This is a genomic window from Maribacter sp. Hel_I_7 (genome assembly GCF_000688315.1).
GTDB classification, from domain to species: domain Bacteria; phylum Bacteroidota; class Bacteroidia; order Flavobacteriales; family Flavobacteriaceae; genus Maribacter; species Maribacter stanieri.
Window position 1 is genome coordinate 302,088 of the sequence record NZ_JHZW01000003.1, and the last position, 12,516, is coordinate 314,603.

Sequence of the window (12,516 nt, forward strand, 5' to 3'; positions counted from 1 at the left end):
GTTAAGACATCATGTCGTAATTCGTAAAGTTCAAATAAAGGATAAATGAAATGACCGAAATAGACAAAATTGCATTTATAGAAATCCAAGGGCGCAAAATATTGAGCACGAAATCTAAAGGCAAGTTCAAATATTACATACCAGGAGGAAAAAGAGAAATGGGCGAGTCAGATAAACAAACTTTGGTTCGTGAAGTATCTGAAGAGCTTACAGTTAATATTATCCCTGATACTATTGAATATGTTGGAACATTTAGGGCGCAGTCTGATGGTGCCAAAGAAGGTGTAATGGTTAAAATGACTTGTTATAAAGCACAGTATAATGGAACGTTTCATCCTAATATGGAAATTGAGGAAATCAGGTGGTTGGATTCAAACGATACAGATAGAATATCAGAGGTGGATAAACTTATATTTCGCCATCTAGTAAGTATTGGGGAATTAAATTGAAGTTCAAATAAAGGATTTTAAATGTGGAGAGTATTTAGAGATATTGGAGGTTTGATTTGGTGGGGAGTTGTCAAACTTGGAAGAACAAAACTTGAGCTAGAGCAGGCAAAAATTAATTGGTCAAGAAATGTAATTGTGTCCATCTGCTTTATTTTATTGATAACATACTTAATTTTAAAGTTCAAATAAAGGATGATTAAATACACTATTTGCTTAAAACTAAATATCCAATCAAAAGATTCTCATGGCTAAAATTGAAATATCAGGTTCCCCTGAAGAGCTTGAAAGAGTAAGTACATTTCTAACTAATAACAATATAAAATTCAAGGTGGTAAGTGATTTTGGAAATCACTCTATTTAGGTCTCTGGAAAATATAATAAACTTATTGAAAAGTTCAAATAAAGGATAAAATGAATAAAGCCTTATTGGTAATTGATATGCAGAAGGGTTCCTTTACGGAGGTGACTCCTAGATATGATACCGAGGGAGTTGTAAATCGAATTAATGGACTTTCTTCCATATTCAGAAAAATGGATTTCCCGGTAATTTTTATTCAGCATGATGGAACCGGCTCAGGAGAATTTGAAAAGCATAAATGGGGTTGGGAATTATTGGATGATCTGGAAACCAAACCAACCGATATTTTGATTGACAAATACGCTAATGATGTTTTCTATAATTCTAAACTACAGTCAAGTTTGGAAGAAAGGTATGTAGACGAATTAATTATTACTGGATGTGCAACTGATTTTTGCGTGGAATCTACAATCCAGTCTGGATTGACAAAGGATTTTGATATAACAGTCATTTCTGATGGTCACACAACAGGGGAAAGACCTAATTTGACATCAAAACAGGTTATTGCACATTACAACTGGGTTTGGCAAAATATGATTCCCACAAAAGGTAAAATCGACGTTATGAGTTTTAATGAAATGAAAGAGATGTTAAAGTTATAAAGTTCAAATAAAGGATGAAATTATAATCCAGTAATATTAATACAGTATATGTAAGAGTACACATATCCTTACGTTGTAGTGCATTTTGAAGCAACCTTTTAGGATTAGTTTCATCTAATTGAAAAAGGAAAAAATGAAAGCAAATATCTTGATTTTGTTTATCGGGGTTTTGATAATATTCGGTTGTGATAATGATGATGTCCAAAGAGATATTGATGGGCAATACATCGGGACTTTTCAAAGAGGAGAGAATATCTCAAATGTGGAACTATCATTAAACGATGCCACTTTTTCTGGAGAAAGCGAAATCATGAAATTTCCTGCTATTTGTAATGGTAATTACTCAATTTCAGACAGGACTATAAAGTTTGAAAATCAATGCCCTTGGACCGCCGAATTTGATTGGAGCTTAATACTGAGTGACACTTGGGATTTTAAATTTGCTAAGGATACCCTGACATTAACCAATTCAATCGGAGACGTCTACAGTTTGGCAAAAAAAGGACAATTTTAATATTTATTTGAAAATCGAATTATGAAAAAAGTTTTCGTAATTATTATTATCGGATTCTTATTTCCAAGTTGTACGAGTGACGACGACGGAATTGACTGTGAGATTTTTGACCCTGCATTCCCATCTTTGTTTATCAGAATAGTTGACGCTACTGGTGCTAACCTAATCGAAAATGAAAATATTGACCCTAACAATATAACCGTTGAAGGAGACTTTCCAAATGCAGGATTTCAATTTATTCCAGCAAGTGTGTTTGCCGTTCCTGACGCTGACATTAAAGAGTTCGATAACTCCTTGAACCTGTCCATTCCTAATGAATCATCATTTCATTATACTATCTATTTAGATGGTTTTGAGGCTATTGATCTAGATTTTGAGGCAGAGCTAACAAGAATACCTTGTGACATTACCTATTTTATTCCTTCTAGCGTTACTTTTAAAGAAGAAACTATAGAACTTACGGAAATGTCATCACTTCAATTTTTGGTAATAATAGAACTGTAGAAAAACAAACTACAACAAAACCTCCTATGAAAAGCCTTAGTCCATTTCTTGAAAGTTCAAATAAAGGATGGGTTATTGTACAATATCGCAAGTTGTAAAACTTAAATAAAAGTTTAACTTTGAACATTTAGTAACCAAGTCTTATATGTACCAACTGACCTATCGCTCCACTTCCGCACCTGGAATTAAAGAGGAGCATCTTGATCAAATTTTTGAGGAGTCCAGAAATAGGAATCTGAAAAAGAACCTTACCGGATGCGTGGTGTACTACAAAAATAATTTTGTACAGATATTGGAAGGTGATAAACAAGGGGTGCTGAAATTATATAATAAAATCAAGCTTGATCATAGGCACCATACAATACAACTTTTATGGGAGGGTAATGTAAAGGAAAGATATTTCCCCAATTGGGGTATGGCCTATTGCCAAAGGTCGAAAACTTTGCCTACCGATAGTGGTGAAAAGCTTTTTATTCAAAATCTATTGCTTTTAGGCGAGCTTACATCCATTTCTTCGGGTTCTTTGGCATCGTTTTGGGGTACAGTTCGAAAACTTTTGGATGACCGCTCCGGTCTAGGGTCTTTTTGAATTGATTATTTGTTTTCATAATAGTTAGAGGTGGAACCTTAAGTTCAAAAATGATGGAATAAGTTTCTGAGAAAACTTTATCAAGTATCCCAAGCCATAATAGAAAATCTTTGCGATTCTAATTCTAGGAATAACCATTTCATTTTACAAAATTCAAGAACGTTGTTAGAAACTTATAGACGCTCGTTCAGTATGGAAAATTATATTATATTATTTAATTCATACCACCAGAAATTTTAGAATCATGATTAGGTAAATATCTTATATTTATTTTTTTTTATTTTATGATAGGAAATATTAGAAGATTGTTCAAGGATCTAGATAATGATAATCGAGAGAAGGCGCTTTTGTTTTTCAAGGAAGAATTTATGCTTGATAGTCGTAAATATGCTCTGAACGTATGGATAATCGGTGGGAGGATTCCGGACGAGTACCAAGAGAGAGTGGTCTTATTTCTACAAAATCTGGCGAGGGTTCAATCACTTGAAAAGCATTGATCTAATCAATTTATAGTCATCTGCATCGATATGGCAATTTATTGGCAAACGCTAATGGAAGTTAATTGAACTAGCCGAACTAAATTTAAAGTAAAGGATATCGATAAAATGCATATATCGGAAACGGAGCTGAAAACGGAAATCCGCATTGTATCAAATAGCAGTATGTAACAATAGAGGTTCTGAGCTACTTCACGACATTGGTGGAATCAGAGGCATTTGAAACTCATCTTAACGATATACCAATGATTATATCCAAAGATTTTGTATGAATGGAGAATAAACTAAGGATGTCAATATTGAAACACCGACTATGTTGATAAGCTTTCAAATTAAGGATAGGAGAGGACACTTGGTTTCGATTCGTAAAATTTAAGTGATAGGTTTTGTAATGTAAGAAAATACACAATGTTTCGTTATTTTATCAATGAATAAAATAGCCCTAACTATTTCAAGCGAAACCGAGTTTTTTGAATCGAAAAGATTGTTCTGTCTTGCATTCCTTCCGATGTTCAATAAAATGGGTTCAGATTACACTAAGTACAAGTTAAATACAATATTTAGCGAAGCGACATTTTCTTTATTTCCAGATAACTTGACACCTGAAAATCTTAAGGCTACTGTAATGAACTTTAAAATTGAAAATGTAAAGTTCAAATAAAGGATGATTTAGGAGACATTGACCTAATGCTAGAGGTTCAAGATCAAGAATAGGTTTGACCTCTAAATAGAGATTCAAATTAATCTATTTATACGCTAATCCAAGAATGGAAGGTTTTTGTAACTTTACTTTAAAGAGATAGTATGAGCACTTCAGAATTGAATAAAACTAAAAAGGAGCTTGTAGGTTGGATTCAATCCCTTACCGATGACTCCATATTAGGCCTGTTAAGTTCGGTCAAGTTGTCCAGTGATGGAAAGTCCTCGGACTGGTGGGAAGGGCTTACCGAGAGTGATAGGGTCAATATACTTGGTGGAATCAGGGATTATCAGCAAGGTGAGACTATGAAATCCGGTGAATTCTGGAATGGTTTGACCAATGGATAAACCTTATGAGGTCGAATGGACAAAGAGGTCGTTGCAGAACGCCGTTGCCATTAGAAATTACCTGGTATTAAAATTCAATAAAAAAGAGGTTTCCAAATTTGAGAGTCTTCTTAGACAATTTGAATTGACCGTTTCTAATTTCCCTACTTTATATCCTGAGCCACAAAGTCAGAAAAACTTACGGAGAGCTGTCATTCATAAGAACACTACTGTTTATTACGTTTTTGATAAGGATAAAGTGACTGTGATAGCCATGAAAGATAATAGACAGGAGAAGGCAGGTAAATAAATCAAAATCTGGTTAGGCCAATATGTCGGCTAGCTTAGCTAAAACCAAAGTTCAAATAAAGGATTATTTGAAGTCGGTTAAGGCGTCTTTTTACTACTAATTCTTAACTTAGAAACAATTAGGAGATTAACAATAGTTATATCCTATAGCTGTAGCCAACTTTAAAAATAGGATTGTAATGAATGAAATTACCCTTAAAGAAAAAAATTATACAAAAGCTATATGGAGTTTATCCATAGGAATTAACTTATTAATAGGTCTTGCTTATTTTGTTCCAACAATGACATTTTCTGACACTTATGATTTTTCATACATTCCGAAATTAAACGCAACACTAAATGGACTGACATTCTTAAGTTTATTAGGTGCATTAATCTCGATAAAAAACAAGAAAATAATCTTTCATAGAAATTTCATTTTTGCCTCACTATCATTTACTGGAATTTTCTTAGGCTCCTATTTATTGTATCACTTTACGACACCATCAACAAGTTTTGGAGGAACTGGATTATTAAGGACTACCTACTTAATAATCCTGATAACACACATTCTACTAGCTGCATTAATAGTTCCTTTAGCTTTAATTTCCATAGCAAGGGGATTAAATATGAAAATAGAAAAGCATAGAAAAATAGCCAGGTGGGTTATGCCAATTTGGTTATACGTGAGTTTGACTGGAGTAATAATTTATCTAATGATTTCTCCTTATTATTGATGTAAATCAGTTTAATAGCGAATAATAACTGCCTAAAAAAACGTATACTATTAAAAGTCATAGTCCAATTATCTAATGTTAATCAATATTTTCTTTTTGCCTTAAACTAATTATCTCATCCTATTAAACTGGATAGTTCGTAATTCAATATCATTACCTTAATTTAAGTCCAAATAAACGTTGAAATAACATAAGAGCAGATACTATTTTGCTTCATACTAACAAATACAGAAAATGAAACAAAATTTGATATTATTTGGGCTTTTGGTTTTCTTTTTTAATTGTTCGGAAAAAGAGAAAATTTCTGAATTGAAACCATTATTAACCGAACAATTGAAATACTCTCATACCGACGAAAATTGGTTCGTTCCAACAAAAATAGCTATAACAGGACTTACTGCCGAGCAATCAAATTGGAAAGACAGCACGGAAAACCATTCAATAGGAGAACTCGTTTCTCATCTAACTTTTTGGAATGAGATGTATCTTAAAGGTTTGAATGGAGAGGATTTTTCGGATTTCGATATGGATAATGAAATAACTTTTAAAATTTACTCGGAAGAAGAATGGAAAAACGTGGTTTCTAAATTGGATATTATTCATACGGAATTGGAACAAATGACCACAAAAGCGAGCGAAAAGCAATTGTCCGAAAGGGCTTCTGACGTTTTGACTATGACTGCTCATAATGCCTATCATACTGGACAAATAATATATATCAGAAAACGCAACGGTTGGTGGAATAGAAAATAAAAAGTACGTTTTATAAAACCTCCTTTGAAAAGTCCTAGTCCATTTCTCTAAAGTTCAAATAACGTATTGATTAATGCCGCAGAATCCATTTTTCTTAATCTCATTAACTTAGCTTACGTCGTAGAGATATAAAAAATTAAAATACTTAATCATTGGCAATAACTATGATAAAGGCATCATATAACTTAATAATCCTTGTTCTATTTTTAAATTCCTGTGCAGAAAGGAAAGCAATAATTGAAAAAACCGATTATAAAACACAATATAAATTCGCTTCTGAAATTGAAGACAAAGTTGAAAATGATACCGTGTCATGGAAATATCAAATGTCCGCAGCAGATTATGCCTCGAAGGGTGATTATAAAAATGCACTGAAACATTGGGATTTAGCCATGGGTACTGCAGAAAAAAACTATGATCAGGCCCAAATAGATTCAATCAATACTTTATATAGAAAAATACCTGCTAGGGAGTATATTTTGGAGAAAGCTATCGATGAACAAGTCATAATTATAAACGAAGCCCATCACAGCTCCCATTATAGATTTTTCACCAAATCCCTTCTTAAGGAACTATTCAGTTTAGGGTATACCAATTTAGGTCTTGAAGCACTTGGTAACGGAGAATATTTAGACACACTACTATTAAAGAGAAAATATCCGATTCAAGAATCGGGCTGGTATATTATCGAACCACAGTTCGGAGATTTGGTTAGAGAAGCTATTGAAATCGGTTACAACGTTTTCCCATACGAACAAACTTCCGACTCTAATGGTAAGTTACGTGAAATTGAGCAAGCCCAATATATTTCCGAGATAATCGAACAAAAACCAAGCGAAAAATTTTTGATACACTGTGGGTTTGACCACGCTCTAGAAGGAATACACGCATCTTGGGAGAAAGCAATGGCAGGTAGACTAAAAGAGTTTACCGGAATTGATCCTTTGACAATAAATCAAGTAGTATATAGTGAAAAAAGCGACCCCAAATTCAATAACCGGTTTTTAAAAGCAATAAACCCAAGCGGTTCAACTATCCTTATCGATAAAGAAAATAAACCATACCGATACTCCAGGGAGGAAGCCTGGTCGGATATTGCCATATTCCATCCCAACACCGAATACATAAACAATAGACCGGATTGGATTTTCGCAAACAACAATCGCAAAGTTAAAATTGATTTAAGCGCATTAGATATTTCATACCCTATATTGGTAATGGCTTTTAAAGAAGGAGAGGATTTAGATAAGGCCATACCAGTTGATATTTTTGAAGTTTCATACAAAGAAGACTATTGTTTTCTAGGTTTACCAAAAGGAGATTATGTTATTATGGTGACTAATGGAACAGAATCATTAAGGCTTGATAAAACAGTTAAATAACCATTATCAGTTTCTCACATATATTACATGGTAGACATGCTTTATAGTAATCATTTACACCATATACTTTATTTTAAAAATCAGCATTCAAAAAAATGATAAATTAGGACACCCTCTGGTAATTTGTAAAGTTCAAATAAAGGATGAAAACTTATTTAATTAAAGTCAAATGGAAGACAATTATTTAAAAAGTGTAAAACTGCAATTTGAGTATTACAAAACACTTGGAGAAAAAACATTTGACCAACTAAATGAGGATGAATTATTTTGGCAATTTAATGAAGAAAGCAATTCAATAGGTGTTATTGTTAATCACCTCTGGGGCAATATGAAATCTAGGTGGACAGATTTTTTTACCTCGGATGGAGAAAAAGAATGGCGAAATCGAGATCTGGAATTTGAATCGATTATAAAATCAAAATCAGAATTACTTGAAAAATGGCATGATGGGTGGAATTGTCTTTTTGAGGCTTTAAACTCAGTAAACAAAGATAATTTTCAGAGAGAGATATTTATTAGGAATCAGAGTCATTCAATAGTAGAAGCATTAAATAGACAAATGATGCACTATGCAAATCACATTGGACAAATCGTTTATATTGGAAGAATGATTAGAGGACAAAACTGGAAAAGCTTGTCAATAGTGAAAGGAAACTCTAAAGATTTTAATACTAATAAATTAGCGAAGGGTAAACATGGTGGCCATTTTACTGATGAACTAATGTGAAACTCTTTGTATTTAGAAGTTCAAATAAAGGATATTATTATTATTATTATTATTGAGAGAACAAAAGCTGGATTAGAATCTGCAAAATTGAGAGGTAAAGTTTTAGGTAGGCGAAAAGGACTAACTATAAAAGGAGAAGAAAATGCAATTTTATGTGCGTATCATTTCAACGAAGGTATATTAAGCATTCCTAACATATTAAAAAAGGTAGAAGTAAGTAAAGCTACATATTATAAATATCTTGAATTGAAAGGGCTTAAAGGGAAAGTAAAACCTTATAAAAAGACTAACCATCAGGAGTAATATTTATTTGTTTATGTTATAACAATGTATTAACTTAGTTAAAAATTAGAATAATAATGGAAGCTAATATTATAAAGGTTGGAAATTCTAAAGGTATTATTATACCTGCCAAGTTTCTTAAACTTATTGGACTTAGTGACAAGGTGAAAATTGGAGTAGAGGATAACAAGCTTGTTATTGAGGCATCTAAGGAGGGGCTTAGGGCTGATTGGAATAATTTGTTTGAAAAAGCTAACTCCAAAGGTGATTCAGAAATCTTGATTCCTGATGTTTTTGAGGATGAAAATATGAAGGATTGGACATGGTGAAACAATTCGAAGTTTACTGGATTGACCTTAATCCAACAAAGGGGAGCGAAATAAATAAAACCCGCCCTTGTGTAGTTATATCCCCAAAGGAAATGAACCAGAACTTAAACACTTTGATTGTGGCTCCTTTAACATCTACAATTAAAAATTATCCAACTAGGGTATCGGTTATAGTTAACAAGAAAAAAGGAGAGATAGCACTCGACCAAATTAGGTCGATTGACAAAACTAGGCTTGGTAAAAAGCTTACTATTCTTAATAAGGATACTTCTGATAGCATAAAGGCAGTACTCTTAAAAATGTTCAAATAAATGATAGTAATTCTCATGACGAAAGCGAAAATTTATTTGAAGGGTGTTGATATAAATGATTATACTATTACAGGTTTTTATTATAGCGTTGGGGAATATAATTTTCGAAAATATTTGAATATCAAATCAATAAAGGATAGTTGTGGTGTACCTGATTTAATGGTTATAATGATGAATCCAGGTAGTTCATCCCCTATAAATGAAAATGATAACGGAAGATTTGAAACTGAGGCTAAGCCAGATGTAACGCAGAAACAAATAATAAGAGTAATGGAATTAAATGGCTATAAATACGCCAGAGTTCTAAATTTATCAGATTTGCGTGAGCCTAAGAGTTCTTGTTTTTATAAAGAAATAGCCCCAATGGATTCAAATGGTATCAATCATTCTTTATTTACAGAGAATAGAGCAAAAGAATTCAATAAATATTTTATAAACGGCATCCCAGTTATTTATGCTTGGGGAGTAAATTACCGGTTAAGGAAATTTGCAAAAAGAGCTATTGCATTGACGAAGAATGAAAATAGTATTGGATGGAATAAACCCGGTCATGAATACGCTTTCTACCACCCATTACCTAGAACATATAAGAAGCAAAAAGAGTGGTATGAAATTATTAATAAAAAATTATCAGAGTTTAAATAAAAGAATTAGTTAAGACACTTTGTCGTAAGTCATAAAGTTTAAATTAATAATTGATTACATTTAACTGTATATGATAAATAGATTAAGTTGGGTTTTTAAAAATTTACATCTTTTAATTTCTATAGCAATAGTTCTACCAACAGGAATAATTTATGGTTCTCCATCAATTCTTCCTGAACATTTAGATATCCAAGTTGGTACAATTGATCTTAAAAACATGCTTAAGGCAATAATGTGTCTTTATATTGGAATTTCGTTTGTGTGGGTTTTAGGAGTTTGTAAAAGTAAATATTGGAAAAGTGCTACTGAACTTAACGTATTGTTTATGCTTTCTCTTGCATTTGGTAGAGGGTTGAGTATGATATTTGATGGACAGCCAACAGGAGGCTATATCTTTGGAATCATTGCGGAGTTAGTAATTGGTCTTTATTCAATCTATCAACTAAAAAAATATAGTTCTTAGTAACAAAAATTGAAACGAAACCTAGAATAAAATAGCTATTCACAAAGTTCAAAAAAAGGATGAGTTAGGACGCCATGTCGTAATTCGTAAAGTACATTTAAAGGATTGATTATAAATAAAAATTTTTATGAAATTAGAGGTAAATGTTAAGCACATAGCTGATTTAACTGAGCTCAATAGAGCTATACAAGATGGCTGCCCTAAACATTATCAATCACCTTATTTTATTCTTAAGTCTGGAAATATAATAAGCCAATATGAATTTCTTACTCGGCTTGATTATTTGAATAAACTAGGAAAACGAAAGTATTTCGACATGAATATTGACTTTGCATGTCAATTTAAATCTTTTACGGAAGCAGTAAGAGTTGCAGAGAAATTCAAGGATAATGATGTTAACGATATCGAACAATTTTACATTATTGGATATGCCGAATCATTAATTGTAAAAATGCATGTACAAAAAAGACTAAACGATTGGGAAATAGAAAAGTAACCACAAACAATATATAAGTCTAATTAAACGATTGAATTACAACCATCTTTTAGATTTTCTGGAACTGGTTAAAATGCTTTTTGATAAAAGTTATGAGGAAATATAAAATCATTCTGGCGTTTATTCTGTTGGCATTTATTAACTACAAATGCCAGAACAAATCAAAACAGTTATTCAATAAAAATTTACCAGTAAAAGTAGTTGAGGCCATTGAGAAAAGGATTGAAGAAGGTTTAAACCCCAGTATATCTTTAGCTTTAATTGATTCCTCAGGTGTTCAATACTTTAGTTTTGGTAAAACCGCGGATGGCGGCATGGAGGTCAATAAAAACACAATTTATGAAATAGGATCAATCTCAAAAGTTTTTACAGCAATACTCCTAGCACAACAAGTTTTGGATGAGGACCTTAAACTAGATGACGAAGTAAATACATTTCTTCCAGATAGTATAAAACTTCCGGTAATGGGGGACACCGAAATTACTTTTGGAAATTTATCGGACCATACATCTGGGCTTCCAAGAATGCCCGCCAACTTCGCACCGGTAAATCCGAACAATCCTTACTCAGATTATACGGTTGAACAGATGTACGAGTTCATCTCTAGCTACACACCAATCAGAATAGTCGGTTCTGAATATGAATATTCAAATCTTGCTCAGGGGCTTTTAGGTAATCTCCTAGCACGAAACAAAAACAGTACTTACGAAGAATTGATGGTTGAGACTATAGCTGACCCTTTAGAAATGAAAGATACCAGGGTTGAACTTACGCAGAAAATGAAAAACAATATGGCATTAGGTCATAGTGGTGGTCATATTGTCGAAAATTGGGATATATCGACGTTGGCAGGTGCAGGAGGAATAAGAAGTTCAACTTTTGACATGGCTAAATTTATTTCTGCCAATCTTGGGTATATAGATAGTGAATTGAATAAATCAATGGAGTTAACTCATAAAGTTAGACACCATAAAGCTGGTGAAATGTCGGTTGCTCTGGCATGGCATATTAAGAAGGGCACCAACGGTGATGTTGTTTGGCATAATGGAGGTACCGGTGGATATAGAGCTTTTGCTGGATTTGTAAATGAATCTGGGCAAGGAGTGGTACTGCTCACAAATTCAACTAATGACGCAGATGACATTGGGTTGAAGTTACTCGATCCCGAATCGGATTTAGCTGATTTAAAATTCAAAAGTGATGCGATTGAATTACCGGAGACTATACTCGAAAGATATATTGGAGTTTATGAGGTTGAATCTGATTTTTCAATCACATTAACAATTACAATAACATTGGAAGGTTCACAATTATTTGCCCAAGTGACAGGGCAAGAAAAATCGGAATTATACCCGGAAAACGAGACCAAGTTTTTTGAACCTATAGATAGATATGATTTATCTTTTCAAATTAAAGAACGACAAGTTGAGAGCTTAGAAATATTTCAGGGTGGGCAAAAAATACTCGCAAAAAAAACCAATTAATTGTAAGCTTCCCTTATAACCTAACTGTTTATAATTCAAAATCTTATCTTTAGTAAAGTTCAAATAAAGGATGATATTGG

General features: G+C 32.8%; 19 protein-coding genes. All 19 read left to right on the forward strand.

The genetic code is table 11. The features are described from left to right. The first annotated feature begins 50 nt into the window (after positions 1-50). The 19 genes from P178_RS0112880 to P178_RS0112985 all read left to right on the forward strand — a co-directional run bounded on the left by P178_RS0112880 (position 51) and on the right by P178_RS0112985 (position 12,436). Positions 51-449 (forward strand): NUDIX hydrolase, encoded by a 399-nt coding sequence (locus P178_RS0112880; RefSeq protein ID WP_027066603.1) that lies wholly within the window; start codon positions 51-53, stop codon positions 447-449. 411 nt (positions 450-860) lie between these two features. After that, a complete protein-coding gene (locus P178_RS0112895; protein ID WP_027066604.1) occupies positions 861-1,409 on the forward strand; it encodes an isochorismatase family protein in 549 nt (182 codons plus the stop codon). A gap of 133 nt (positions 1,410-1,542) precedes the next feature. Continuing rightward, positions 1,543-1,923: a hypothetical protein gene (locus tag P178_RS0112900; protein ID WP_027066599.1), complete on the forward strand. Its 381-nt coding sequence runs from the start codon at positions 1,543-1,545 to the stop codon at positions 1,921-1,923. A gap of 21 nt (positions 1,924-1,944) precedes the next feature. Next, positions 1,945-2,427, forward strand: coding sequence for a hypothetical protein (locus P178_RS0112905; RefSeq protein ID WP_027066600.1), 483 nt, complete (start codon positions 1,945-1,947; stop codon positions 2,425-2,427). 145 nt (positions 2,428-2,572) lie between these two features. Continuing rightward, a complete protein-coding gene (locus tag P178_RS21995) occupies positions 2,573-3,016 on the forward strand; it encodes a BLUF domain-containing protein (protein WP_051638296.1) in 444 nt (147 codons plus the stop codon). A 924-nt stretch (positions 3,017-3,940) separates the two neighbouring features. After that, on the forward strand, positions 3,941-4,174 hold the full coding sequence (locus P178_RS23260; protein ID WP_155941642.1) for a hypothetical protein: 234 nt from the start codon (positions 3,941-3,943) through the stop codon (positions 4,172-4,174). 143 nt (positions 4,175-4,317) lie between these two features. Further along, on the forward strand, positions 4,318-4,560 hold the full coding sequence (locus tag P178_RS0112925; protein ID WP_027066606.1) for a hypothetical protein: 243 nt from the start codon (positions 4,318-4,320) through the stop codon (positions 4,558-4,560). Next, entirely contained in the window at positions 4,553-4,849 is a 297-nt protein-coding gene (locus tag P178_RS0112930) for a type II toxin-antitoxin system RelE/ParE family toxin (RefSeq protein WP_027066607.1), read from the forward strand. The genes P178_RS0112925 and P178_RS0112930 overlap by 8 nt, the downstream gene beginning before the upstream one ends. Positions 4,850-5,027: 178 nt before the next feature. Continuing rightward, positions 5,028-5,564 (forward strand): DUF420 domain-containing protein, encoded by a 537-nt coding sequence (locus tag P178_RS0112935; protein ID WP_027066608.1) that lies wholly within the window; start codon positions 5,028-5,030, stop codon positions 5,562-5,564. Positions 5,565-5,798: 234 nt separating this feature from the next. Then, entirely contained in the window at positions 5,799-6,317 is a 519-nt protein-coding gene (locus P178_RS22000) for a DinB family protein (RefSeq protein WP_051638297.1), read from the forward strand. 164 nt (positions 6,318-6,481) lie between these two features. Continuing rightward, entirely contained in the window at positions 6,482-7,699 is a 1,218-nt protein-coding gene (locus P178_RS0112945) for a hypothetical protein (RefSeq protein ID WP_027066609.1), read from the forward strand. A gap of 169 nt (positions 7,700-7,868) precedes the next feature. Then, on the forward strand, positions 7,869-8,426 hold the full coding sequence (locus tag P178_RS0112950; RefSeq protein ID WP_027066610.1) for a DUF1572 family protein: 558 nt from the start codon (positions 7,869-7,871) through the stop codon (positions 8,424-8,426). Between the two features lie 6 nt (positions 8,427-8,432). Next, the gene (locus tag P178_RS22005; protein WP_051638298.1) at positions 8,433-8,729 is read left to right on the forward strand and encodes a hypothetical protein; all 297 of its coding nucleotides are present in this window, start codon (positions 8,433-8,435) and stop codon (positions 8,727-8,729) included. 56 nt (positions 8,730-8,785) lie between these two features. Beyond that, complete coding sequence (locus P178_RS0112960) at positions 8,786-9,037, forward strand: AbrB/MazE/SpoVT family DNA-binding domain-containing protein (RefSeq protein WP_027066611.1); 252 nt, start codon at positions 8,786-8,788, stop codon at positions 9,035-9,037. After that, entirely contained in the window at positions 9,031-9,348 is a 318-nt protein-coding gene (locus P178_RS0112965) for a type II toxin-antitoxin system PemK/MazF family toxin (protein ID WP_027066612.1), read from the forward strand. The genes P178_RS0112960 and P178_RS0112965 overlap by 7 nt, the downstream gene beginning before the upstream one ends. After that, complete coding sequence (locus P178_RS22700; RefSeq protein ID WP_027066613.1) at positions 9,349-9,993, forward strand: DUF1643 domain-containing protein; 645 nt, start codon at positions 9,349-9,351, stop codon at positions 9,991-9,993. Positions 9,994-10,063: 70 nt separating this feature from the next. After that, entirely contained in the window at positions 10,064-10,456 is a 393-nt protein-coding gene (locus P178_RS0112975) for a DUF4345 domain-containing protein (RefSeq protein WP_027066614.1), read from the forward strand. Positions 10,457-10,583: 127 nt separating this feature from the next. Continuing rightward, positions 10,584-10,952 (forward strand): hypothetical protein, encoded by a 369-nt coding sequence (locus tag P178_RS0112980; RefSeq protein ID WP_027066615.1) that lies wholly within the window; start codon positions 10,584-10,586, stop codon positions 10,950-10,952. Between the two features lie 92 nt (positions 10,953-11,044). Beyond that, positions 11,045-12,436 carry a serine hydrolase gene (locus P178_RS0112985; RefSeq protein WP_027066616.1) on the forward strand — a complete coding sequence of 464 codons (1,392 nt, stop codon included), beginning with the start codon at positions 11,045-11,047 and terminating at the stop codon, positions 12,434-12,436. The last annotated feature ends 80 nt before the right edge of the window (positions 12,437-12,516 follow it).